Source organism: Paraburkholderia tropica, assembly GCF_900109265.1.
Classification (GTDB): domain Bacteria; phylum Pseudomonadota; class Gammaproteobacteria; order Burkholderiales; family Burkholderiaceae; genus Paraburkholderia; species Paraburkholderia tropica.
In genome coordinates, this window is sequence record NZ_FNZM01000014.1 from 13830 (window position 1) to 39010 (window position 25181).

At 64.7% G+C, this 25181-nt stretch carries 18 protein-coding genes and 3 pseudogenes; 13 read left to right on the forward strand and 8 right to left on the reverse strand.

Going from position 1 to position 25181, the window contains the following annotated elements; translation table 11 throughout:
• The 8 genes from BMY06_RS23335 (at position 1) to BMY06_RS23370 (ending at position 8080) form a co-directional block, all read left to right on the forward strand.
• Entirely contained in the window at positions 1–1161 is a 1161-nt protein-coding gene (locus BMY06_RS23335; protein WP_074985599.1) for a helix-turn-helix domain-containing protein, read from the forward strand.
• Between the two features lie 25 nt (positions 1162–1186).
• Positions 1187–1714 (forward strand): PIN domain-containing protein, encoded by a 528-nt coding sequence (locus BMY06_RS23340; RefSeq protein WP_244144402.1) that lies wholly within the window; start codon positions 1187–1189, stop codon positions 1712–1714.
• Positions 1715–1780: 66 nt separating this feature from the next.
• The gene (locus BMY06_RS23345; protein ID WP_074985603.1) at positions 1781–2293 is read left to right on the forward strand and encodes a gamma-glutamylcyclotransferase family protein; all 513 of its coding nucleotides are present in this window, start codon (positions 1781–1783) and stop codon (positions 2291–2293) included.
• Positions 2294–2841: 548 nt separating this feature from the next.
• Complete coding sequence (locus BMY06_RS23350) at positions 2842–3702, forward strand: MurR/RpiR family transcriptional regulator (protein ID WP_074985604.1); 861 nt, start codon at positions 2842–2844, stop codon at positions 3700–3702.
• Positions 3703–3921: 219 nt separating this feature from the next.
• Entirely contained in the window at positions 3922–4968 is a 1047-nt protein-coding gene (locus BMY06_RS23355) for a C45 family autoproteolytic acyltransferase/hydrolase (RefSeq protein WP_074985606.1), read from the forward strand.
• Positions 4969–5031: 63 nt separating this feature from the next.
• Positions 5032–6390, forward strand: a complete 1359-nt coding sequence (locus tag BMY06_RS23360; RefSeq protein WP_074985608.1) for an aspartate aminotransferase family protein — start codon at positions 5032–5034, stop codon at positions 6388–6390.
• A gap of 123 nt (positions 6391–6513) precedes the next feature.
• Positions 6514–7080: a carboxymuconolactone decarboxylase family protein gene (locus tag BMY06_RS23365; protein ID WP_074985609.1), complete on the forward strand. Its 567-nt coding sequence runs from the start codon at positions 6514–6516 to the stop codon at positions 7078–7080.
• 715 nt (positions 7081–7795) lie between these two features.
• Positions 7796–8080 (forward strand): YodC family protein, encoded by a 285-nt coding sequence (locus BMY06_RS23370; RefSeq protein WP_065060704.1) that lies wholly within the window; start codon positions 7796–7798, stop codon positions 8078–8080.
• A 103-nt stretch (positions 8081–8183) separates the two neighbouring features.
• Here BMY06_RS23370 and BMY06_RS23375 read toward each other — a convergent pair whose 3' ends face one another.
• Both BMY06_RS23375 and BMY06_RS23380 read right to left on the reverse strand, forming a co-directional pair.
• A complete protein-coding gene (locus BMY06_RS23375) occupies positions 8184–8816 on the reverse strand; it encodes a LysE family translocator (RefSeq protein ID WP_074985611.1) in 633 nt (210 codons plus the stop codon).
• Between the two features lie 216 nt (positions 8817–9032).
• Entirely contained in the window at positions 9033–9401 is a 369-nt protein-coding gene (locus tag BMY06_RS23380) for a superinfection immunity protein (RefSeq protein WP_065060705.1), read from the reverse strand.
• 162 nt (positions 9402–9563) lie between these two features.
• Here BMY06_RS23380 and BMY06_RS23385 point away from each other — a divergent pair, with 162 nt between their 5' ends.
• Positions 9564–11024: a M20 family metallopeptidase gene (locus tag BMY06_RS23385; RefSeq protein ID WP_065060706.1), complete on the forward strand. Its 1461-nt coding sequence runs from the start codon at positions 9564–9566 to the stop codon at positions 11022–11024.
• A 116-nt stretch (positions 11025–11140) separates the two neighbouring features.
• Here BMY06_RS23385 and cadR read toward each other — a convergent pair whose 3' ends face one another.
• Positions 11141–11623 carry a Cd(II)/Pb(II)-responsive transcriptional regulator gene (gene cadR / locus BMY06_RS23390; protein ID WP_065060707.1) on the reverse strand — a complete coding sequence of 161 codons (483 nt, stop codon included), beginning with the start codon at positions 11621–11623 and terminating at the stop codon, positions 11141–11143.
• Positions 11624–11705: 82 nt separating this feature from the next.
• On the opposite strand from cadR, the gene BMY06_RS23395 reads away from it, so the two are divergent.
• Positions 11706–14255, forward strand: coding sequence for a heavy metal translocating P-type ATPase (locus BMY06_RS23395; protein ID WP_080180093.1), 2550 nt, complete (start codon positions 11706–11708; stop codon positions 14253–14255).
• 213 nt (positions 14256–14468) lie between these two features.
• On the opposite strand, the gene BMY06_RS23400 is transcribed toward BMY06_RS23395, so the two are convergent.
• Positions 14469–19055 (reverse strand): DEAD/DEAH box helicase, encoded by a 4587-nt coding sequence (locus tag BMY06_RS23400; protein WP_080180094.1) that lies wholly within the window; start codon positions 19053–19055, stop codon positions 14469–14471.
• Positions 19056–19346: 291 nt separating this feature from the next.
• Between BMY06_RS23400 and BMY06_RS38905 the strand changes: the two are divergent.
• Positions 19347–19487 (forward strand): annotated as a pseudogene (locus BMY06_RS38905) (aldo/keto reductase); the annotation flags it as partial.
• Positions 19488–19731: 244 nt separating this feature from the next.
• Here the strand turns inward: BMY06_RS38905 and BMY06_RS40660 are convergent.
• From BMY06_RS40660 to BMY06_RS38915, 3 genes and pseudogenes are all read right to left on the reverse strand, one after another.
• A pseudogene (locus BMY06_RS40660) lies at positions 19732–21650 on the reverse strand (ShlB/FhaC/HecB family hemolysin secretion/activation protein).
• Between the two features lie 329 nt (positions 21651–21979).
• Positions 21980–22498 (reverse strand): helix-turn-helix domain-containing protein, encoded by a 519-nt coding sequence (locus BMY06_RS38910; RefSeq protein ID WP_124261975.1) that lies wholly within the window; start codon positions 22496–22498, stop codon positions 21980–21982.
• Positions 22499–22689: 191 nt separating this feature from the next.
• Positions 22690–23634 (reverse strand): helix-turn-helix domain-containing protein, encoded by a 945-nt coding sequence (locus BMY06_RS38915; protein ID WP_074985617.1) that lies wholly within the window; start codon positions 23632–23634, stop codon positions 22690–22692.
• Between the two features lie 51 nt (positions 23635–23685).
• On the opposite strand from BMY06_RS38915, the pseudogene BMY06_RS23430 reads away from it, so the two are divergent.
• Positions 23686–24483: pseudogene (locus BMY06_RS23430) on the forward strand (aldo/keto reductase); the annotation flags it as partial.
• Positions 24484–24592: 109 nt separating this feature from the next.
• Here BMY06_RS23430 and BMY06_RS23435 read toward each other — a convergent pair.
• Positions 24593–24937: a BON domain-containing protein gene (locus BMY06_RS23435; protein WP_065057530.1), complete on the reverse strand. Its 345-nt coding sequence runs from the start codon at positions 24935–24937 to the stop codon at positions 24593–24595.
• Between BMY06_RS23435 and BMY06_RS38920 the strand changes: the two genes are divergently transcribed.
• Positions 24936–25154 carry a hypothetical protein gene (locus BMY06_RS38920; RefSeq protein ID WP_124261972.1) on the forward strand — a complete coding sequence of 73 codons (219 nt, stop codon included), beginning with the start codon at positions 24936–24938 and terminating at the stop codon, positions 25152–25154. The genes BMY06_RS23435 and BMY06_RS38920 overlap by 2 nt on opposite strands.
• Positions 25155–25181 lie beyond the last annotated feature (27 nt).

Sequence of the window (25181 nt, forward strand, 5' to 3'; positions counted from 1 at the left end):
ATGGCTATCGAAATTAAGGTCCGCCCGGAGGTACTCGGGCCGCGACTTAAAGGCGCCCGCTCGCTAGCAAAGCTGACGCAGGAAGCAGCAGCGCAGAAGTTGGGTTTTGCACGGACCACCATCGTTGCTATCGAGAGTGGCAAGCGTCCAGTTTCGTCAGACGAGCTGAGAGCGTTTGCCGAGTTATACGCCGTGCCGGAAAGTGAACTGCTGGCGGACGGCACGCCAAGTCTGGACATGGAGCTGAAGTTTCGTACCCATACGAATAGTGATGATGTGGATGGCGCCGTTGCACATGTACTTCTGAACAAACTCGCGGCCGCATCGGTCGAGCTCGAACAGATGCTCAACAGGCCGATGCTGCAGCCTGACTTGCCGATTGTGACCATCTCGCGTTCGAGTTCGATTGACCAGCAAGCCGAAGACGCCGCGCTCGCTGTTCGGCAGCGGTTGGGAATCGGTTTCGGTCCGATTCCAGACCTTATTGCATTGGTCGAACTTGACATGGGATTGCGAGTATTCGAACGTGGGCTGCCGTCGAAGGTGAGCGGCGCATTCGCTTATGACGACGAGATTGGCGGTTTCATCGTCGTGAATGCGCTTCATCCTGCTTCGCGCAGACGTTTGACTATCGCACACGAACTTTGTCACGCATTGCTAAGACGCGCAGGCGTATTTGTGCACATGCTTGACGACGATTTTTCAGACCGCGAAGAGAAGTTTTGTGACGCATTTGCTCGTGCGTTTCTGATGCCAGCGCTGACTGTTCGCAAGAAAGCGACTGAGCTTAGGGATGCCGCGGGGCAATTTTCGGTGCGACAACTGCTCGCAATGGCAGTTTATTTTCACACCTCAATTGAAGCGACGACCCGTCGTCTTGAAGGGCTCAGCCTGCTGCCGAAAGGCACGTACGAATCCTTAAAGGCGAAGGGACTCGGGACGCAGCATCTAGAAGAGGTTCGGCGCGAACTTGACGAGCCAGAAGTTGCCGGTCGATTCACCCCTCGCACCTTGCTGCTTGCGGCAGAAGCCTTTGAGAAGGGGCTGCTCTCAGAGCAGCAAATTGCGCGCAAGTTACAGCTGGATTTGGGAACGGTTCGCGAGGTGTTGGAGCACGTGTCGCCGGACGGCGAAGGGGAAGAGCTTGAGCTTGCCATCTAGCGAATTTCCGGCCGGACCGTTGGTCTTGGACGCAAGCGTCCTCTTCAATATCTTAGGTACCGGAAAGCCCAAAGAAATCCTGCAAGCCGTCGGAGTTGCATGCTGGGTTGAGCAACGCACAGCGTCCGAGGTTCGCAGGATGCCCGGGCAGAGAACAGAGGGCGCACCGCTCCAGCCGTTGTTCGAGGACGGATGCCTCCAGCTTTGCCGAATGTCGGACGCGGCCTACGAAACATACATTTCGCTCGTCAGCGGGCCGCCGACGGAAACGCTGGACGATGGCGAAAGCGCTGCGATTGCGGTCGCGATTGATGGGCTGGGGAGCGTCGTGCTTGACGACAAGAAAGCGCGGCGGATTCTCTCGAGCCGCTTTAAGTTGGTCAATCCCGGTAGCTCGCTCACTTTGCTGCTGACAGCAGCGACGCGAGCGAACTGGACTCTGCAGGAACTCCGCGCAGCCATTACGGCTGCGCGAACTGTTTCGAGAATGGCAGTCGTTCCAGATGAACGGACGCTTTTCTCGGACCTGTTCGCAGAGGCGGCCTCCGGCTAAGTCCGCCGCAGAGTCAGTGATGAGCGATGTGATGGCGCGTGTAGTTGTTAGGGGGGAATATCAGCTTTGGATTCGAGCAATGAATTTTCCTACTTCGCTTACGGCTCCAACATGTCCACAAAACGCCTCGTCGCGCGTTTGCCGTCAGCGAGGTCTTTCGCCGTTGGATTCTTGGCTGGCTACAAGCTTACATTCGACAAGGCCAGTAAAGACGGCTCGGGAAAATGCGACTGTGAATACACGGGAAATGATGGCGACAGAGTCTACGGCGTCATCTTCAAGGTGACGCACAAAGAGCGAGCTGCCCTCGATAGATTTGAAGGGGCAGGCAAGGGCTACGAGCCTTTGAGCGTACGGGTCGAGACTGCAACGGGCGCAGTCTATGCATTGACCTACGTTGCAACCAAGAAGCAACGCGGGCTTCAGCCATACCATTGGTACAAGCAGCACGTATTGGTGGGCGCAAGAGAGGCGAATTTGCCTGAAGACTACGTGCGAGCCATCGAAGCAGTTGCCTCTATTGACGACCCTGATTCCACACGAACTGAGCACGAGCTTCGGCCTTACTCAGCAGCCTGAATATTCGGTTGCCGTCTTGGCGGACTGTTTGTGGAATCAGTTCGCCGCAACACTTCTGCGAGCAAAGAGATGGAGCTGAATCGCGTCCTTTCTACGGTCGGTATTCACCTTCCTCGCCTCGCACAGAAAATCCTTTTGAATCAATCTATTGCGCTCATCCTGTTGGGCCAGTTTTCGTTTGCTAGCAGAGGTTTCTGGGCCACATTTGTTTGCAAGGTTTTCGGCTAAGTGATTGATTTGTAGGGGGTGGTGTTTCAGCGTGGTGTGCTGAGTCTATCTAGACGGACAGTTGTAGTTTTTTCAACGGCTCGATTTGAGCGTACGGCGAACGAAAAAATTGGTGGCAAAGCCTTATGGCGTAAGGGCTCGTGCAAAATGCGTGATTTGTCAGGACAGCTTTGTTTGCAAAGAACGAGGCAGGCCAACATTGTTTGCAACAGGACAGGAATCATTTGCCAATCACCATCTGTCCGCTCCGTTCACAACATTGCGCAACACCAGTGGTAACATTTGTTGTCGCCCACTGCCCGGCTTACGCCGCCATTCGCATGCCAGACAGCTTCGACCAGCTTGCCGCGCTGATTCGCGCGCGCTTTTCCGACCTGAGCCCGCAGTTCCAGACGGGCGCGGCATTTCTGCTCGATCATCCCGATGAAGTCGCCGTCTCGTCGATGCGCAAGGTCGCCGAGCGCGCCAGCGTGCAGCCCGCATCGCTCGTGCGGCTTTCGCAGCAACTGGGCTTTCCGGGCTGGAACGAGCTGCGCGATCTGTTCGTGGCGCGCGTGCGCACGCGTCCCGAGCCGCTGTCGAGCCGCGCGCGTTCGCTCGTCGCCGGCAGCGCAAAAGACGCGCTCGCCCGCGATCTGCTCGCCGCGCAACAGCACAACCTTGACGCCAGCGCCGTCCACAACACGCGCACGCTCGTCGAGGCCGCGCGCGTGCTCAAGAAGGCGAAGCACGTGCACGTCGCGGGTTTTCGCTCGTGCTACGCGGTCGCGTTCGGGCTCGTCTATGGCTACCGCTTGTTCCGGCCGTCCGTCTCGTTGCTGGGCGGCGAAGCCGGGACGCTCGAAATGCAGTTGCTCGGCATCGAGCACGACAGCGCAACGATCGTTGTCAGCTTTGCGCCGTATTCGGTCGAAGCGGTGCGCGTGGCCGAAGCCGCGCTCGAAAAGGGCAGCAAGCTGATCGCCATTACCGACAGCGCCGTGTCGCCCATCGCGCTCAACGCCGAAAAGGTGCTGATCTTCACGCACGAGAGCCCGTCGTTTTTTCCGTCCCTCGTGGCGGCGACGGCGCTGGCCGAATCGCTGGTTGCGCATCTGCTCTCGCTGGAAGGGGCGGGCGCGGTGGCGCAGCTGGAGGAAGCCGAGCGTTCGCTCAACGCGCGCGGCGCTTATGTCCCGTGAAGCGTACTGATCAGTACTGTATTGAAGTGTCCTGAAGTGTCCTGAAGTGTCTGGTCAGTACACCGGTTCCGCCATGCCGCCTTCCAGGGCGGCTTTTTTACGCGCCGTGTAAACCCATTTGTTGCAAATTGCTTTTTATTTGACAACATATGTTGTGTGGCGTATAAATCCGACATCGGCCGTTTCAGGCGCGGCCCAGACTGACAGGCGGAACAATCGATGCAGGAACTGAAGTCTTTCCGGATGGGCGGCACGCCCGAGGCGATCGGGCGGCAGCTCGGCGAACTCGCGAAGCCCGTCTTCGACACCTATATGGCGCAAAGCGCCGCGTGGCGGGCCGTGAGCCGCTGGCGCGGTCACGCGTTCGTGCAGGCACTGCGCGCGGCGGCGGAGCATCATTTCCCGGCGCAGCTGGCCGAACTGGACGCGATGGCGGCGGCGCTCGGCTGGCCGGCGCACGATCTGTTCCTCTGGAATTGCCGCGGCGAGCTGATCCATAACGCGCCGGACGGCTGCACGACGCTGGCGACGGCCACGCCCGAGGCCGGGCTGATCGCGCACAACGAAGACGGCGATCCATTTCTGCGCGGTCGCTGCCACATGGTCGAGGTGGAGCCGGCGGGCCGGCCCGGCTTCGTCAGCTTCTATTACCCGGGTTCGCTGCCGGGCCACACGTTCGCGGCGTCGCGCGCCGGGGTGGCGCAGGCGATCAACAACGTGCGCATCCGCGAGCCGCGCGCGGGCGTGCCGCGCATGATCCTCGCGCGCGCCGTGCTCGACGCCGCCTCGCTCGACGACGCGCTCGCGCTGCTGCGCGACACGCCGCGCGCGAGCGGCTTTCACCACACGCTGGGCGGCCTCGACGCAACGGGTGCGGTGCGCGTCGTCAGCGTCGAGGCCACGGCGCGGCGCGCCTCGGTCGTCGAGGTCGGCGCGCCGTCGGGCCACGCCAATCACCTGATTCACGCGGATCACCCGGACGGTGAGCGCGAGCCGCAGATCGTCACCGACTCGTCGCGCGATCGTCAGGCGCGGCTCGCGGACCTGCTGCCGCCGCTCGGCGCACATCCCGACCGCGAGGCTTTCGTGCAGACGCTGCACGACCGAGGCGGCGCGGGCCTGCCGATTTTCCGCGACGACCCGCACGATCCCGACGACGAAAACACGCTCGCTACGGCCTGCATGCGCATCGAGCCGCCCGGCGTCGCACTCGACGTCTGGCAAGGCGGCGAGCGCGTCATGCGCCAGCAGATCGCGCGCATCTGACACGCGCGTCCGAACATTCCCCGATTTCATCGCCTCACTTCGCAGCATTCAGCGAGACCGCACATGAGCAAAGTCTTTCATCGCATGCCCAAACAGACCCTGCCGGTGGCAGTGGCGGGCGAGGGTATCGAGATCATCGATTCGACCGGCAAGCGCTATATCGACGCGAGCGGCGGCGCGGCCGTGTCGTGCCTCGGTCACAGCAACCAGCGCGTGATCGACGCGATCAAGCGCCAGGCGCAGCAACTGCCGTACGCGCACACTTCGTTCTTCACGACCGACGCCTCCGAGCAACTCGCCGATCATCTGATCGCGAACGCGCCCGAAGGGCTCGATCACGTCTATTTCGTCTCGGGCGGTTCCGAGGCGATCGAGGCCGCGCTCAAGCTCGCGCGCCAGTTCTTCGTGGAGAAGGGCGAGCTGACGCGCCGTCATTTCATCGCGCGTCGCCAGAGCTATCACGGCAATACGCTCGGCGCGCTGGCGATCGGCGGCAACGCATGGCGACGCGAGCCGTTCCTGCCGATCCTGATCGAATCGCATCACGTGAGCCCGTGCTACGCGTATCGCGAGCGTCACGAAGGCGAAACCGACGAAGCCTACGCGCAACGTCTCGCCGATGAACTCGAACAGAAGATCCTCGAACTCGGTGCGGAAAACGTCGCGGCTTTCGTGGCGGAGACGGTGGTCGGCGCGACGGCCGGCGCGGTGCCACCGGTGCGCGACTACTTCAGCAAGATTCGCGCCGTGTGCGATCGCTACGGCGTGCTGCTGATCCTCGACGAGATCATGTCGGGCATGGGCCGCACGGGCTGGCTGTACGCCTGCGCGGAGGACGGCGTCGCGCCCGATCTGCTGACCATCGCGAAGGGTCTGGGCGCCGGCTATCAGCCGATCGGCGCGACGCTCGTGAGCGCGCGCATCTATGAAACCATCGTGGGCGGCAGCGGTTACTTCCAGCACGGCCACACCTATATCGGCCATGCCACGGCCTGCGCGGCGGCGCTTGAAGTGCAGCGCGTGATCGCCGAGGACAAGCTGCTCGACAACGTGCTCGCGCGCGGCGAGCAACTGCGCGCGCGTCTGCGCGAGCGTTACGCCGAGCATCCGTATATCGGCGACGTGCGCGGCCGCGGGCTGTTCGTCGGCGTGGAGCTGGTGAAGGACCGTGAAACGAAGGCGAGCTTCGATCCGGCGCTCAAGCTGCATGCGGCGATCAAGCGCGAGGCGTTCGCGCGCGGGCTGATGGTGTATCCGATGGGCGGGACCGTCGATGGCAGGAACGGCGACCACGTGCTGCTCGCGCCGCCGTTCATCTGCACGGCGCAGGAGATCGATACGATCGAGGACCGGCTTGCGGCGGCGATCGGGGCGGCGCTGGCGTCGACGGGCGTGAACGTGGCTGCGTCGGCGACGGCCTGACTGTCCGCGCGCCGTTGCGCCCGAATGGCGTAATCCGGAGTGGCGCAATCGGCATACTTTTTCGACCTCAACCGGGAAGCCCGGAGTCAATCGCAGTTAATCGAAGTCAATCGGAGTCAAGCGATGACGCAATCCCAGAACCCGCGGCTGCCGGCCTTCGACGCCGCGACCGCGACGCCCGAGCAGAAAGCCGTGCTCGAAGAAATCCTTTCCGGCCCGCGCGGCAATCTGAACGGGCCGTTTCTCGGCTGGATTCACAGCCCGGAACTGGCGCAGCATGCGCAGCGTCTGGGCGCGTTCTGCCGGTACAGCACGGGCCTGTCGCTGCGTCTGTCCGAACTCGCGATTCTTGTGACGGCGCAGCGCTGGCAGGCGCAGGCGGAGTGGTTCATCCACTATCCGATCGCGCTGAAGGCGGGCGTGCCCGAAGCGCTGGCGGAGCAGATCCGCACCGGCGCACAGCCGGTTTTCGACGAAGCCGATGACGCGCTGATCTACGCATTCACGACCGAGCTTTACGACACGAATCGCGTTTCCGACGCCACGTATGCCCGCGCGGTCGAGCGCTTCGGCCACGAGACGACGATCAACCTGGTCGGCCTGCTGGGCTATTACGCGCTGGTGGCGATGACGCTCAACGTGTTCGGCATGCGCGCCGAAGGGCAGACCACGCTGCCGTTCGCGGAGTAAGCGGCGGTTCGTCGGGCAGTGACCGGCTGTTAAGCGACGCCCCGTCCGGGTTGACCGGACGGGGCGTTTTACCTTGTGCGGCCGGCCCTTGCCATCCCCTGCGCGTGACAGCCATATTTCACGCGTGATTTTGAAGCCGTATGTTTATTTGAAAACAACGGTGAGCGATAAATAATTGCCCGCATCCTAAACAAAAAATAAAACGAACGGACGGTTTTGACGGCGCGCTTTTTTAGATGGCTTTTTTTAGTGTGGTTTTACCTTGCAGTTACGAATGCCGTGGTTTTGAACTGAATGGTTAATGCAGGGATTCTGGTCGAATTGTCGCAGCACCCAACTCGTCAAAAAAGCGTAGCGGCGCGGAAATAATAATACTGTTTGCGCAGTCGCGGCCCGGGACGGTACGAATTGCCTGCTCCAGTCGCCCAGTGGCGGGGGCTGACGGTAGTTTCTGCGTGCTTCAATGCCCACGCCGATGCGTATTGCAATTACGCAAATTGATGACCGTTCTGACAGGTGAGCAATGCTAATACGGGTTTTCCGTAGTCTGGCTAAAATTGCTTGCGCGGATTAAATCGGGTTGATAGTCTTGCGAAACTCATTAATAGCCGCGCAAAAGCCATTATTGTGAAAAATGGCGTCGAAGCGGCATCAAGGCGGGACACGAGGCCCGCTCCGGGGATTTCAATGGGCCGATCTTTTTCCGGGGTACATCATGCTTGATACGACCGTAGAGCTAGCGCTTGCAGAAAGCCAGCCCATCGTCCTGGCCGGTATTGGCGATGTCGTCACCCTTATGTCGGGTGGGCCGCGCATGACGGTGATGTATGCGGGGCCGGTGGGCTTCGCCAGTGGTCACTGGCTGATCTGCCAATGGTTCGACGAACAGGGCGAACTGCGTCAGGACATGTTCGCGCAGGACATGGTCCGCATCGAGCCGCGCTCGATTCCCGCGGGTTCCGTGAAGCTGCGCATGCCGCCGGCCGCACGCGCGGCCTGAGCGCCAGGTCGCGCGTGCGCGTACAGGTTGAACGCAGGTTCGGCGCCTTGCACGTGCCGTGCCCGCAGCGGTGCCGCAGGCACATACTGGTTCGCGCTACGTCTTAACGTTGCCCTTCGGCGGCAATCCGCACGGCCAGACCGGCCAATACCGTCCCCATCAGATAACGCTGGATCACGAGCCATGTCGGGCGACGCGCCAGGAACGACGCGATCGAGCCGGCCGTGATCGCGGCGGCGGCGTTCACCGTCACCGAAAGCGCGATCTGCACGGTGCCGAGTTCGATCGACTGCGTGAGCACGCTGCCGCGCGACGGGTCGATGAACTGCGGCAGCAGCGAGAGATACAGGATCGCCACCTTCGGATTCAGCAGATTCGTGACGAAGCCCATCAGGAACAGCTTGCTGGGACGGTCCGGCGTGAGTTCGCGCACCTGGAAGGGCGAGCGGCCACCCGGCTTGAGCGTTTGCCACGCGAGCCAGGCCAGATAGAGCGCGCCGCCGAGACGCAGCGCGTCGTAGGCGAACGGCACGGCCATGAGCAGTGCGGTAATGCCGAAAGCGGCGCACAACATATAGAAGATGAAGCCCAGCGCAACGCCGCCGAGCGAAATGAGCCCGGCCTTGCGACCCTGGCAGATCGAGCGCGAGATCAGATAGATCATGTTGGGACCGGGCGTGAGCGCCATGCCGAGAGCGACGGCGGCAAAGGCTAACAGCGGGGCGACGTGGGGCATGGCGGGCTCCGTGGGCATGCGGGTGGCGTGGCGGGAGGGACGCGTGCGAGCCGTATCAGGGCAACGGCTCGAACGCGCTTGAACGTCCTTGAAGCTGCTCGAACGTTAATGGACCGATTATTTCATGCGCCGCGTCCGTGTGCGCGGCCTTCCTTCGACGTTAGCCATCTGGCCAGGGCGTGACCCCGTGATCACGCGATGGCGCGATGGCGCGATTCAATGCGACGAGCGTTCGCGGTCGGCGTTCCTGGGCTCGCCGGCGGGAGCGCTGGTGGGCGCGGTGTCGGTGTCGCGACGTGCGCCGCGTGCCTGAACGCGGTCGTCGAGACGGCGCGAAAACAGCTGCATGCCGACGCGCCGGCTGCGCACCTTGACGTTGCCGCCGAGGTCCTTGGGGGGATTCGGCTGCAGCGCCCAGTAGAGCGCGAGCAGCCAGCCCAGCACGGTCCAGCCGATCACCGCATTGAATAGCGCGATGGTCAGCAGGTCGTGGCGCGCGCGCCGGTCCGCGATCATCGCGGGCAGGAAGTAGATCACGACCGCCGCGAGCAGCACGACGATCTCGAAGAGGGAATGGCTCGCCATGCTCGATCCTCCGTGGAAAGGGCGCCGCCGGTGGCCCATTGTCGCGCGGATCGGGGTTGCGCGGTTATCGGTCCTGGCCGGATGGCCAACGTTTTTGGCGAACCCTCCGCCCGATGCCTGTTCGGGTCTATCATCGGGTTTTTCTTCGCAGGAATGCCCGCCATGAGCTCAGACACGACAGAGGACACCCGTCAACTCGATCACGACGCCTTGCGCGCCTTCGTCGAGCGTAAGTGGAACGACGAAATCGTGCCCGCGCTCACGGACTACATCGCCGTGCCGGCGAAGAGTCCGGCGTTCGATCCCGACTGGGCGAAGCACGGTTATCTGGAGCGCGTCGTGCAGGAAGCGGCGCAATGGGCCGAGCAGCAGCCGGTGCGCGGCCTCAAGCTCGAAGTCGTCAGGCTGGCGGGCCGCACGCCGGTAATCTTCTTCGAGGCGCCCGCCACGCGTTCGGGCAGCACTGAAACTGTCGTGCTCTACGGCCACCTCGACAAGCAGCCCGAGTTCGCGGGCTGGCGCAACGACCTCGGCCCGTGGACGCCGAAGCTCGAAGACGGCCGCCTCTACGGTCGCGGCGGCGCGGACGACGGCTACGCCATCTATGCGAGCATCACCGCGCTGGCGGCGCTCGACGCGCAGGGTATCGAGCGTCCGCGTTGCGTGGGCCTCATCGAAACCTGCGAGGAATCGGGCAGCTACGACCTGTTGCCGTATGTCGACGCGCTGCGCGATCGTCTGGGCGATGTCGGTCTCGTGGTGTGTCTCGACTCCGGCGCGGGCAATTACGATCAGCTCTGGCTCACGACTTCGTTGCGCGGACTCGTCTCGGGCGATCTGGAAGTCGACGTGCTGGAAGAGGGCATTCACTCGGGCTCGTATGGCGGCATCGCGCCGTCGAGCTTCCGCATCATGCGTCAGTTGTTCGAGCGGCTCGAAGACGCCGCGAGCGGCACGCTGCTGCCCAAGGGCTTCCATTGCGCGATTCCGTCCACGCGGCTTGCGGAGGCGCAGGCCACGGCGCAAATCCTTGGCGAAAACGTCTGGAAGAGCATGCCGTGGGCGTGCGGTCAGGATGGCCGCCGCGTGCTGCCTACCACGAGCGATCCGCAACAGGCGCTGCTCGATTCCACGTGGCGGCCTTCGCTGTCCGTGACGGGCGCGGCGGGCCTGCCCGCGCTGGCCGATGCGGGCAACGTGTTGCGTCCGCGCACGGCGTTCAAGCTCTCGCTGCGCTTGCCGCCGCTCGTGGAGGCGTCGAAGGCCGTGGCGGAACTCAAGGCCCTGCTGGAACTCGACCCGCCGTATAACGCAAAGGTCACCTTCAAGCCCGACGCCGGCGCGGCCAACGGCTGGAGCGCGCCCGATCTCGCGCCGTGGCTGGCGGGCGCGCTCGACGACGCCTCGCGCACGCACTTCGGCGCCGACTGCGCATACCTGGGTCAGGGCGGCACGATCCCGCTGATGAACGTGCTGCAGGCCGGTTTCCCGAAGTCGCAGTTCATGGTGTGCGGCGTGCTCGGGCCGAAGTCGAATGCGCACGGGCCGAACGAATTCCTGCACGTGCCCTACGCGAAGAAGCTCACGGCGACGGTCGCCGAAGTGATCGCCAAGGCGCCGTGATGCGCTGAAACGGCCATCTTGCCGTCATGCGCCGCCCGGAACGTTGCCGGGCCGTGCATATGAGGATGTCGCGCGGGCTTGCCGGCTTCCAGCGCGGCGTGAATCCGTGCTGCGGTTCAGTGATGCGACTGATTCGCGCGCTGGGAGTGAGGCGCCTGGGCGTCGAGCGGCGCGTCCGCGTGGCACGAGCAGTTTTCATCGTCGATCGGCTGCTCGAGATTTTTCATGATCCCGCACTCGGCGCTGCTGCTGTGGTGCGCGTGGCAACTGTCGCGCAGCGTGCGCAGTTGCTGTTCGAGCGTGCGCATCGATTCGATCTGCTGATGAATACGCGCGATCTGGCTGTCGATCAGCTCGTTTACTTCGTCGCACGGCTGGCTCGGGTCCGCCTGAAAGCGTCGCAGCGTGCGGATGTCCGCGAGACCGATGCCCAGCGAACGGCAATGGCGGATGAAGTTCAGCTGTGCTGCGTGCGCGGCCGTATAGCTGCGGTAGCCGTTGGTTTCGCGCGCGGGTTCGTCGAGCAAACCCTCGCGCTCGTAGAAGCGCACGGTTTCCACGTCGCAGTGGGCGTGGCGCGCCAATTCACCGATTCTCATCGTCACAGTTCCCAAAAATGGCTTGACCCTGTAGCGACTACAGGCTGTCCAATGATTCTGTCATCTTTGGGAGAACTCGGCCATGGGTCAGGCATTCTTGTCGCGGTTGGTGCTCGCTCGGCGCTATCGGGCGCGCGCCGGTGCGTCCGGCGCGGACGGCGCGGACGGCGCAGCCGCGGCATCGGGCGTGGCATCGAAGCAATCGGGGCACGATCATAAACCTGCCTGCGGCTGTCATGCCGATCATGGCTGTCACACCGAAGTCGCGGACGCGGCGGCAACGGCCGATTCGGCCGCGCCGGCTGGCGGACATGAACACGATCACGACCATTCGCACGGCCACGATCACGACCATGCGGATCACGCGCACGACCACACCCACGACCACGCCGCGTCGTCCTGCTGCCAAGGCGCCGCACCGCAACCCGCCGCACGTCTTCGCGCGCTGGCGCCCGCGCCGGAAGGCACGCAACGCGCGCGCTACCGCATCGACAACATGGACTGTCCGACCGAGGAGCGGCTGATCCGCAACCGGCTCGAACCGATGCCGGGCGTCGCGCGCCTCGACTTCGACCTGATCGCGCGCGAGTTGACCGTCTATCACCGTCTGCCCGATGCGCAGCCGCTCGAATCCGCGTTGCGCGCGCTCGACATGGCGCCGCGTCCGCTCGCCGACGATGACGCCGGGAATCGCGCCGATGCCGGCTTGTCGCCGGGCGTCGGCCTCGCGCTGCGCCAGAAGCTGCTGCTTGCCGCAAGCGGCGTCGCGGCGGCGGGCGCGGAAGTGCTCGCGTGGACCACCGGCCACGAAACCGGCGTGCCCGTGCTGATCTGCGCCGTCGTTTCGCTGCTCTGCGCCGGTCTGCCGACGCTGCGCAAAGGCTGGATCGCGCTCAAGAACTTCACGATCAACATTTACTTTCTGATGTCGCTGGCGGTGGCCGGCGCGATCGTCATCGGCAAGTGGCCGGAAGCGGCCATGGTCGTGTTCCTGTTCGCGCTCGCCGAGCAAATCGAGGCCCTCTCGCTCGAACGCGCGCGCAATGCGATCCGCTCGCTGACCGCGCTCGCGCCCGAAACGGCCGACGTCTGGAGCGCAGGCGAGTGGCGCACGCTGGCGGTGGCCGACGTCGCCGTCGATAGCCGCATCCGTGTGCGCACCGGCGAGCGCGTGCCGCTCGACGCCCGCGTCGAATCGGGCCGCGCCGCGCTCGACCAGGCGCCCATCACCGGCGAGAGCCTGCCCGTCGACAAGGCGCAAGGCGATGCGCTTTACGCTGGCAGCATCGTCGTCGACGGCGTCGTGGAGGCGCGCGTCACGGCGGTCGCGCGCGACAGCACGCTCGCGCGCATCGCGGCGGCGGTTCAGGAGGCGCAGGCGCAGCGCGCGCCCACGCAGCGTTTCGTCGATCAGTTCGCGCGCTATTACACGCCGGCGGTCGTCGCGCTCGCGGTGCTGATCGCCGTGGCCGGGCCGCTCGCGTTCGGCGGCGCGTGGAGCGCGTGGCTCTACAAGGCGCTCGTGCTGCTGGTGATCGCGTGTCCGTGCGCGCTGGTCGTGTCGACGCCCGTGACGGTGGTGAGCGGCCTCGCCGCCGCGGCCCGCGCGGGCATCCTCGTGAAGGGCGGCGTGTGGCTCGAACGCGGGCGTCTGCTCAAGGCCGTCGCGCTCGACAAGACCGGCACGCTCACGCGCGGCCAGCCCGCGCTGACCGATGCGTTTGCGCTCGGCGCGCTGTCCGTCGATGACGCGTTACACCTCGCCGCGAGCCTCGACGATGCGAGCACGCATCCGGTCGCGCGCGCCGTCGTCGCGGGCTGGCGGACGCGTGCGGAGCAAGGTGCGCAGGCCGCGCTGGTCGCCGTCGACGATTTCGCGGTGCTCAGCGGGCTCGGCGTGAAAGGGCGCATCGCGGGCGAAGTCTGGCATCTCGGCAATCACCGGCTGGTGGAGTCGCTGGGCGTGTGCTCGCCCGACCTCGAAGCGCGTCTTGCGACGCTCGAAACCCAGGGCAAGACGGCGATCGTGCTGTGCTCGCCGCGCGAGGCCGTCGCGCTGTTCGCGGTCGCCGACGCCGTGCGGCCCGAAAGCGCGGACGCGGTGCGCGCGCTCAAGCAGCTCGGCGTGACGCCCGTCATGCTGACCGGCGACAACCCGGCGACGGCGCGCGCGATCGCCGCGCAGCTCGGCATCGACGACGCGCGCGGCAATCTGCTGCCGCAGGACAAACAGGACGCGGTCGCGGATCTGTCGGCGCGCCACGGCATGACCGCGATGGTGGGCGACGGCGTGAACGACGCGCCGGCGCTGGCGCGCGCCGACATCGGCTTCGCGATGGGCGCGGCGGGCACGGCGACGGCGCTCGAAACCGCCGACGTCGCGATCATGGACGACGATCCGCGCAAGATCGCGGCGTTCGTGGGACTGAGCCGCAAGGTGTCGGCGGTGCTGATGCAGAACATCGCGCTGGCGCTCGGCATCAAGGCCGTGTTTCTGGTGCTCGCGCTGGCGGGCGAGGCGACGCTCTGGATGGCCGTGTTCGCCGATGTCGGCGCCAGTTTGCTGGTGGTCGCGAATGGTCTGCGTGTGCGTCGGCATTTTGGCGGCGTGCCGGTGAGCGTTCGCAAGTAACTGCCCGCCTATTTGCCGCGCAGTGAATTGCAACTAACTGCCATTCCTGCGCGAGACGGCTGAACAGAAAGGTCCATCGTAAAAGCGCCCGCATTCATCGCGAAGCTATGGCTTGCAACGCGTGGATGCGGAGCGGGCCGTTTCTAGCGCGGATATCGAGGCAAGTCAGAGTCCACGATAAAGGCACACACGCGCAGCCCGAGCGCCCCGCGCCTAAGCCCCTCGCGCCAACGCGGCGCGCAATTCCGCGCGCGTCGCCTCATCGAACTCGCCGCGAAATTCAAACCGTCCCGCGACCAGCGCGGCAACCGGCACGCCATCACGAAAAGCCAGGCGATTACCCGCGACCGCCGGCACCTTCTCGCCAGGCAGCACCGATCCCACGAGATTCAGCGGATCGACGGCGGCGATGCACACCGTTTCGCCCTCCGAACGATCCGAACGAACGGACCGCTCCCCGCGCCGCCGCACCTCGCGCAACAACGCCACCGCTTCGGGCAGCGCGAACTGTTCGCCCGATAGCCCCGCGACGAAGCGTCCGCCGCGCACGTTTCCGCGCGCTTCCATCCGATGCAGCACGCGCAGCAGATCGCGCCACGGCGGCAGCCACGCGGCCTCGCGCGCGAGCACTTGCCAGCACACCACGCCGTAGCGGCGCAGCAGCACGTCCGCGACGTGCTCGAGCAAGGCCGGATCGGCGGGCGGACGTCGCGCAGGATTCGCCGTCACCGCACGCGGCGTTCGCGCGCTGCCATCGTCCGTCGCGCTTTCCTGCTCATCGGCCGGCTCCACGCGCCGCAACACCGCCCAGCGGCCCGCGTCCGCCATGCCGCCGGCGAGCGGCCCGAAACCGCGCGGCTTGCGGCGTCCGTGATGCGCATTGCGCTTCGCGGCGGGCTTCACCAGCGCGCGCAAGCCGGCGAAACTGTCGGCGTTCACGAGTCCGGCGGCGACGAGTTCGCCCAGCGCGTTCTCCAGTTCGACGCCGAGCAGATGCGCATCGGCGGCCAGTTCGTCGAAGAACATCGCGCCGTGCCGCAGCAGCGCGCCATACACGCGCTGCGCGCGCACCGAGAGTCCAGCGGTGTCGGTCGCATCGACGAGCGCAGTCCAGCGCGCCATTTCGCGGCGCGGCAACAGCACGACCGGCGTGCTGCGCACGGTCGTCGTCGCCGCACCCGCGCGCGCGGGCAGCCGCGCCCACGTGAGGCGTCCGGAGCGGCACAACTCGTCGAGCAGCATCGGCGTGTAATCGTCGATGCGCGCGGGCAGGATCTCGTCCTCCCACGCGAGCGCCGACGCTTCCCAGCCTTCCAGTTGTTCGAGCATCGCGGCGAGCGCGTCGCGCCCCGAGCCGCGTGCGTCGCGCGCGACGTGCTGCCATTCGAACAGGAAGCGCATGAAATCGTGGCGCTCGACCGGCTCGATTTCGCGGCGCAGCTTGCGCACGGTATAGCGATGGATGCGCGCGAGCAGGTGACGCTCGCACCATTCCTCGTCGCGCGCGCCCGGCGTGAAGCGACCGCGCATCACGCTGCCTTCGGCTTCGAGCCGCGTCAGCGCGAGCGCGACCACGCTCGCTTCCAGCGCGAGCGGCCGCGCGATCTGCGCGACCGTCAGCGGCCCGAAACCCGAGAGCCGCGCGCGGATCAATTCGACGAGCGCGGCGTCCTCGGTCCACGGCTCGTCATAGTCGGGCGGCGGCGTGAGCGGCGGCTCGCAACGCGCTTGCGGATAGACGGCGCGCACGCACGCGAGCCGCTCGATGCTCACCCACAAGGCTTCGTCGCGGCTGTCGTTGTGGACGATCGGCACGCGCGTCGCGCGCCCGGCAGAGGCGAGTCCGGCGAGCCACGTCTGCCAGTCGCGCGCGTTCGGCTCGCTGTCGATTTCGCTTTGCGCGAGCGCGCCGAGCGTGGTGAGCGCGTCGTGCATTTCGTCGGCGCTGCGCACTTGCGGCCACGCTTCTCCGCGCACGTTCGCGATGGCGTCGGCGTCGAGCGCGCCCAGATCGTCAGCGGATTCGGGATCGCTCCAGCGCCGCGACAGCACGGCCTGCGTGCGGCGCTCCTCGATCGGCGCGTCGTCGAGAAAAGCGTAGGGACGCGCGGTCAGGATTTCGGCCGCGAGCGGCGAGGGCGCGGAGAGCTCGCGCGTCACGAGCGCCACGTCGCGCGACTCGATGCGGCGCAGCAGCGCGAGCCACGCGTGCGTATCCATCGCGTCGTGCAGGCAATCGTCGAGCGTCTGGGCGACGAGCGGATGCGCGGGAATCTCGCGCTCGCCCGCGAGATTTTCGACGCACGCAACCTGATCGGGAAAGACGGCGGCGAGCAGATCCTCGCTGCGCATGCGCTGGATTTGCGGCGGCGTCTTGTGTCCGCCGGTCTGGCGCGGCAGCGCGAGCGCGGTGGTCGCGTTCCAGCGCCAGCGCACGCCGAACAGCGGCGCGTCGAGCAGCGCCTGCACCAGCAGATGCTCGGCGGAATTCGAATGCAGATAGCGCCAGACCTCGTCGAGCGCGAAGCTGTGCGCGCCCGTCAGCGACAGAATGATGGCGTCCTCGGTCGCGGCGGCCTGCAGTTCGAAATTGAACTGGCGACAGAAACGCTTGCGCAGCGCGAGTCCCCACGCGCGATTCACGCGGCTGCCGAACGGCGCGTGGATCACGAGTTGCGTGCCGCCCGCTTCGTCGAAAAAGCGCTCCATCACGAGCGTGTCCTGCGTGGGCAAGACGGTCAGCGCCTGGCGGGCGCGCGCGAGATAGTCGACGATTTGCCGCGCGCTGGCGTCGTCGATACCGGCCGTGTCGATGAGCCAGGCAATCGCGCGCTCGATGTTCGCCGCGCTGCTTGCTTTCGCTTTCGACGATGATTCGGCATCCGAATGATTTGAATCTTCATCGTCGTCGCTCAAGAGCGCCTCGATCTGCGTGCGCAAACGCGAAATCGCGAACGACAGCTCGTCGCTGCGTCCGGGCGCTTCGCCGAGCCAGAACGGGATGTTGGGCGGCTGACCCTGCGCGTCCTCCACGCGCACGCGGCCCGCTTCGATGCGCAGAATCCGGTACGACGCATTGCCGAGCTGAAACACATCGCCCGCGAGACTTTCGACCGCGAAATCCTCGTTGACGGTGCCGATCCGCACGCTTTGCGGTTCGAGCAGCACGGCGTAATCGGCGTTGTCGGGGATCGTGCCGCCCGAAGTCAGCGCGGCGAGTCGCGCGCCACGCCGCGCGCGCAGCGTCTGGCTCACCACGTCGCGATGCAGATACGCGGCGCGCGGCCCGTGACGGCTCGTGTAGCCTTCGGCGAGCATGCGCAGCACGGCGTCGAATTTCGCGCGTTCGAGCGTCGCGAACGGCGCGGCGCGGCGCGCGAGCGCATAGAGCGCGTCCTCGTTCCATTCCTCGCAGGCCACTTCGGCCACGATCTGCTGCGAGAGCACATCGAGCGGCGTGTGCGGCAGCGCGAGCCGGTCGAGTTCGCCGCGCCGCACGCAATCGAGCAGCGCCGCGCATTCGATCAGATCGTCGCGCGAAGTCGGAAAGAGCCGGCCCTTCGGCGTGCCGCCGACCTGGTGGCCCGAGCGCCCGACGCGTTGCAGGAAGGCGGCAATCGAGCGCGGCGAGCCGACCTGCACGACGAGATCGACATCGCCGATATCGATGCCCAGTTCAAGCGACGCCGTCGCGACCAGCACGCGCAATTCGCCGCGTTTGAGGCGCTGTTCGGCGTCGAAGCGCTGCTCGCGCGCGAGGCTGCCGTGATGCGCGGCCACCACGTCGTTGCCGAGCCGCTCGGTCAGATGGCGCGCCACGCGCTCGGCCATGCGCCGCGTGTTCACGAACACGAGCGTGGTGCGATGCAGCGCGACCAGCTCGGCCATGCGGTCGTAGACGCGCTCCCAGACGTCGTTGGCCATCACGGCTTCGAGCGGCACGGGCGGCACTTCGAGCGCGAGATCGCGCTCGCGCGCGTGTCCCACGTCGACGATTTCGCAGGCGGGCGCGGTGCGTTCGTCGCCATTTTCATCGCCATCGCTATCGCCGAAGCCGACCAGAAAGCGCGCCACGGTCTCGATCGGCTTTTGCGTCGCCGACAAGCCAATGCGCAGCAGCTTGCGCCCGCACAGCGCGTCGAGCCGTTCGAGGCTCAGCGCGAGATGCGCGCCGCGCTTGTTGCCCGCGAGCGCGTGAATTTCGTCGACGATCACGCTGCGCACGCTCGCCAGCATGCGTCGGCCGGATTCGGAACCGAGCAGCACGTAGAGCGATTCGGGCGTCGTCACGAGGATGTGTGGCGGGCGTTTGCGCAGCGCGGCGCGTTCGTGCTGCGGTGTGTCGCCGGTGCGCACGGCGGTGCGGATCTCGACGGGCGGCAAATGCAGGCGCGCGAGTTCCTCGCCGATGCCCGCGAGCGGCTGCTCCAGATTCAGGCGGATGTCGTTCGAGAGCGCCTTGAGCGGCGAGACGTAGAGGACGAGCGTCGCGTCGGGCAGCGCGCCGCCGTTCGCGAGACCTTCGCGCACGAGTTCGTCGAGCGCGGCGAGAAAGGCCGTCAGCGTCTTGCCCGAACCCGTTGGCGCGGCGACCAGCGTGGCGCGATGGGCGGCGATCAGCGGCCAGGCGGCGCGCTGCGCGGGCGTGGGCGCGTCGAAGCTGCGCCGGAACCAGCCGGCCACGGCCGGATGGAACTGCGCGAGCGCGTTGTCGCCGGCCGCGGCGCGGCGGCGGCGCGGCTTCACCGGCGGGTCGGACGGCGGGTCGGCGCGGCTTGAGGCGGTCGAGGGCGGGTTCATGCGCACGAAGATGAGGGCGCGTTACGCGAATTTCCAGGCGTGCGAATTTCCAGGCGTCGCGCCGGATGTCGCGGGCGGGCGCGGCGTGTCGAAAGGCGTCCGGTAACGTCGTTCGCGGACAGGATTCGATGAAGTCGTCCGCTCACGGTGTCCAGAGCGTCACGCCAGTCTGGCAGGTTTCGGTCGCGCGTGCCGGCGTCGCGCCCGCTTCCGGCACGCGGCGCGCGAACGCAGTATCCTCGCCCCGTTGGACGTTTCCTCGACCCCGCAAGTGTCATCAGGAGTTCCACCATGCGATTGAATCCTCTGGGCCGCACCGGCCTGTTCGTGTCCGAACTATGTCTTGGCACCATGACGTTCGGAGGCGGCGCCGGCATCTGGAACCAGATCGGCGACCTGCAACAGGCCGACGCCGAACGCCTCGTCGGCCGCGATAAATCACTCAAACTTTTTTGGCACGATTCAAAGAGTAACTTCACTCGCGATGGAAGACGGACTATCGAAAGAGCAGTTGCACGAATGCCTGGCCGCGCTTGAGGGCGTAGCGTCGGAAGGCAGCCAGTCGTCAGAAATGGACATCCGATGTCCCGTGCATGCCTACAGAATCGGACCTGACGAAACCGAGAAGTTTAACGAAGTGATCGGTGCCCTCAAAGTGCCGGCGACACAGCACTAGTCAGAACTGAGCAGTAATCTGGAAGCCGACCGTCCATCGCGCGGTCGGGAAGTTTTTGGGCTTGTAGATCGGCGTCCCTGCAAACAGGTCGTACGAGACGCCAACATATTTCGTCGGCACGCCGCCGCGAATGCCGATCACCGCGCCCGCCAGTTGTGTTCCAGCCAGTGCTGCCGTGTTCGGCCCGAACACGCGCCCGTAGTCGATCCCCGCGTACAACGTCTGTCCCGTCTGGAACACCGGCCATTGCAGCTCGTTGCGCCAGTAGAAGCCGCGTTCGGCCGCGAGCATCGTTTCGCCGTCGAAGCCGCGCACGGTGTAACGGCTGCCGATGGTCAGGTCGTCGATGTAGAAAAGCGTGTCGTTGGTGAACTGGCCGTGGAATGTCGTGACGTACCGGAATGGCTGGTTTGCAATCGCGAATGGCACCGACAGGTTCGCATCGAGCACGGCCATATGGAAGCGGTACGTCGGGCCATCGATATACGGGTCCGGCGTTGCGCCCAAGCCGCCAATGCCCTGACGGTAGGCGAGCGTGCCGTCGAACTGCGCCGCGCCGAAGTAATGCCGGTCGGTCGCGCCGAGTTCGAGGAACGTGTTGTTGCGCGCCTGTGTCGGTATCGTCGTGTCGTCGATGAAGCTGTCGCCGAAACGCTTCGATAGCTGCACGTAGCCGCCGAGCACGTCGTTCTGGCTGCGCGAGAGCACGCGCGCAATGCGCAGCGCGGCCGTCTGTGAGTTGCCGCTCGATACGAATGTCTCGTTCACGCCCGCAATGTTCTGGTAGTAGGTGCTCGTGTTGCCCGACAGGGTCGCCGTCCAGTAGCCAAACGGAACGGAGTACGAACCATTGAACCCGTGCGAACCGAGCGCCTTGTTGCCGAACGATAAGTCCTGATTCGCGCCGACTGTGAATACGTCGTTCAGACCAAGCGGATTATCAATGCCGAGGCTGACGTTGCCTTGCCACTTGCCAGTCGATTCAGTTCCTGAGTTGTCGATCGATGCGACGAACGTCCAGGGCTTCGCGCGCTTGCCGTTGGCGTCCTTGCCGCCCGCGAGTATCACCTTGCCGAGACCGTAAATCGCCGTCGTTGCCTGCGTGTCGGTGGCCGTCGCGTCGTCGCGGTTTTCGATGTCGTTCGACAGCAGTTCGAGCGTGCCGTCGCTGTCGGTTGCGCCAATCAGCGCAGTCGGCCCCGTGTTCGACAAGCGCTGACTCGCGTTGAGCGAGACGCTGCCACCGACCATCGTGCCCGTGTTTTCCAGCGTGTTCGAGTGCGTCGTGAGCGTGCCGCCCGCCATCATGACGCCGCTGTTCTGCACGTCGGCCGCGTTGACGTTCAGGTTGTTCGCCGCTTCGACGAGCGCGTTGTTGCTGAATGTGCCCGGCAGGGTATCCCCGAAGGATTCGCCAGAATGACGTTCGCGCGCTGGCCCGCGACTTCAAGCGCGCCATTGAACTGCGACGCGCTCGCGCTGTTGACCTGATTGACGATGACCTTCGCGGCCTGTCCCGGCGCGAAGTTCGGGTTGCCGTTAATCATGCCGCCGAGTTGCGACTGCACCATCGTCGGCGAGTTGTTCAGGATCGCGCCGCGCTGCTGCACGTCGAACCGGTTATACGTGTTGACCGAGACGCCAGCGCCGGACGGACGGTTGATGTTGACCTGTTCAATACCGTTCGGCGTCTGGATGACATTCGGCGCGTGCGCGCCGCCCGCAACGATCTGCGCAAACGACAGCATGGGCGCGAGCGCCAGCAGCGCAGCAGGGAGCAGGCGCCGCAGCGAGTGGCAGACGCTGGACAGCCTTGTTGCGCGGGTCTCTCCCGATTTTCCTGCTGCCGTCGCGGTTTCCTCCACGGCGACGAGCATCTTGCGCGAACGACTATAGACCAGCCTGTAACAGCGATTCATCGAAACGACCCCGTAAGAATTCAGCTTTCGATTCTTGGGGGCGGCCCGGAAAATATGTGTCAAGGATCGTGAACGCGCGCCGTTTTTCAGAAATGTCCGAACGTAGTCATGCGCGATAGATCAGATGCGTGGCGTATCGCCCACAGGGGAAAAAGCATCGCCCACACAGGCGAAAAAGAGCCTGCATTGCGCGGGCGCAAAAAGACCAGCAAGCTGCTCCGTGGGGGCGTTACGGCTTCTGTGTATCGTCGATGCCAGGCGACGACACGGAAACACTGTAAGCAAAGTCGTCATCCTGACGCCATGCGAAAAGTCCCAAAATGCAGGGGCTAACGTCGTCGCGAATGAACGCGCACGCCGTCGAGATAGGCGTCAAGGATGACCGACAATTTCGGCACCAGTTGCGGGTGATCGCGATCTACCGCGATCACCTTCTCAACGATGGCGCGCGCCTCTCCAGTCGCCAGGGCGAACCGGCCAGCAATCGCAATCAGGTCGCCAGGCACGGGCGAATTTGGATCATCACGAAGGAGTTTGACCTCTGGCAGAGTGAGACTCGTCAGGTCTCGGTTGAGCAGGACCGAAGGGGCAATGCCGAACAGTTCCGAAATTGGCAATAGCAACTCCGAGCGACGCGACGAACGACGCTCAAGCTGATAGACCTGTTGGCTGACACGCGCGCGCTCTTTGCCGTTTGCATTGGGGCACAATCGCTTGAGCATTTCGCTACGCGTCCAACCAAGCAGATGCCGGATGTGTTTCACGTTCTCGCCGAAACTCATGACACAGCCCTCAAATAAGCGACGCCCGCGGATGCGGGCGTGCAGGGTTAAGTCGGTTACGTCCACGGCGAATGCGTGATGCTTGTTGCGCAAACTTCCGCTCTACAGACTCTCTTGTTTTTGCATCGCCGCATTAGTTCTCCGCCGCTGCGGTACGCACATAGTTCTGGTTAGCGAGAAGCAAAAACGCCGCCCTGAAATGCCCTTTACTCAGACATTTCAGGGCGGCGTTTCCCCGATAGCGGGCCACTGGTGAGCTACATGGCGGCTGCAATTTGCACCCCGTCATTTGCAGGACCGCGTAGTGCGGGCCGCTTGACCTTGTGCGGCTCGACAACCAGACCGTCCGGCCGTCTAAGCTGGTCTTCGGTGCAATGGAAGATACGGCCAAACTTCCGTAATGTTTTGTCGCTCAGGTGTTCCGCTTTTATCATTTTCTGTAATAGCGTCTCACTTGTGCCGAACTGTTCGGCAAGCTGCTTATCGGTCATACGCCTGTATATCCGCCACGCCGTGACGGGCGATTTTCCGGTTCGGATATGGTCAATAACCGAATCTGGATAATCGGTGTCAATCGGCGCACTTTTTATGGGCATGATTTGGGTTGCCCTGACTGTCCTATTAACAGCGCGCGAGTCCGGTTTCGCTGTCAATTGCTCAAGCGTGCAATCGTAAATATCAGCAAAGCGCTTCAGTGTTTCGCTTGTCGGCGTGTTATAGCCCTGTTCGTGACAAGTGATCGTGACGACCTTGAGGCCCATCAGTTCGGCCGCGTCACGGGGTTTGTACTGCCGGTACTCGCGCCACGCGCGCAGGAAGTACGTGCCGCGCGAGATGGCGTCGGCGACTTCGTCGGGGATAGGCGCAAGGAATTCGCGCGGAAAGAATGTGTGCCGGTCTTGACCAGTGGGGCGGCCCCGTCGGGAGGCTGGCCCGGTGGCGGGAAGATCGCCTGGTGGCTCGTCGGGTGTCTGCTTCGCGAGCGGCGCGTTGTCGAACAGTGCTTCCAGTCGCTGCCGGCTCTCCGACTGACGGCCTGCACGTCCATGCTGCGGAATTGCGGGTACTGCCGTGGGTGGCGGGCTTTCCGTTGCAGCCTCGCTGACGTTGATGAGCGAGCCCTTGTATATGCCGGGCCGGGTTGAGTTTTCAGTGTGCTGCGTTTGCGCGCGAGGCGCGGCCTGGCGAAACTCGATCAACATAGAAAACAGGTTGTATGGATTATCGGCACGCAGCCGGTTCCCTTTACAGTCCGTTACTTGATCGCGACCAAGGTGCCCGGCGAAATGGGCCCGTCGCCGAACCAGCGCGGCGCAACGCGCTATCACATCATGGAAGGCGTGAAGGCGAGCCTCAAGCGCCTGCAACTCGACCACATCGACCTCTATCAGATTCACGGTTTCGACCCGGCCACGCCGATCGAGGAAACCGTGCGCGCGCTCGACACGCTCGTGCAGCACGGCCACGTGCGTTACGTGGGCGTCTCGAACTGGGCGGCGTGGCAGATCGTGAAGGCGCTCGGCATCGCGCAGCATCGCGGGCTTGCGCAGTTCCAGTCCTTGCAGGCGTATTACACGATCGCGGGCCGCGATCTCGAACGCGAAATCGTGCCGATGCTCGCGAGCGAAGGACTCGGGCTGATGGTGTGGAGCCCGCTTGCGGGCGGCCTGCTGAGCGGCAAATACGGGCGCGACAAGCAGGGCGAAGCGGGCAGCCGTCGCACGACCTTCGACTTTCCGCCCGTGGAGCGCGAGCGCGCGTGGGATTGCATCGATGCGATGCGGCCGATCGCGGAGCAAAAGGGCGTGTCGGTGGCGCAGATCGCGCTGGCGTGGCTGCTGCATCAGCGCGCGGTGACGACGGTGATCATCGGCGCGAAACGCACGGATCAGCTCGACGACAACGTGGCGGCCACGAAGGTCAAGCTCAGCGTGGAAGAACTGGCGATGCTCGACGATGTCAGCGGTTTGCCCGCCGAGTATCCGGGCTGGATGCTCGCGCGTCAGGGCGATGCGCGCCGCGAGCAACTGAAGCAGGCCGGGCGCGGTTAAAGCCGCAGCGTGGAAAGAGAAAGGCCACCCGCGCATGCGTTCGTGAGAACGCGGCGCGGGTGGCCCGGCAGCGGCAGTTACGCCGCGAGCTGCACTGACTTCAGCGCGATTACTGCGCCGCCACGATCTTCAGATGGTTCTTCACCGAGCTCACGCCCGATACGCCTTCCACAACTTGCTTGGCGTTGTCGCGGTCTTCGGCGGTCGGCACCGTGCCGGTCAGCGAGACGATGCCCTTGCGCGTCTTCACGTGAATGTGCTCCGACTTCACGTTCTTCGCGCCGAGCAGTTCGGCCTTCACCTTGGTCGTGATGGTGGCGTCGTCGACGTGCTGGCCCACGCTTTCCGAGCTGGCCGGCGCGGTGGACGCGCTGTTCGTCTGGGCGCCCGCCACGAGCGCGAAGGTCATGCAGGCCACGCCTGCGGCGGTCTTGAGCAGAGGAATGCGGTTCATGGTTTCTCCTTTTCTGGTTGTATCCGACAGGGGCTACCGCAAGGTCCGTGCCGCGCCGCGTAAAAAGCCCGAAAAAGGGGCCGGCGCGAAATGTGCGGAACGCACACTATCTGGGACCTGCGTGGGAATCGAGCCGAGTTGGGCGATGGCCGAAGAATCTCGCGACGGCTTCCTGTCGCGAAAATGGCAGGAAGATGGCGCGTCCATCCGGCGCTAATCGGGCACGCAATTTTTCCGGGTCGTT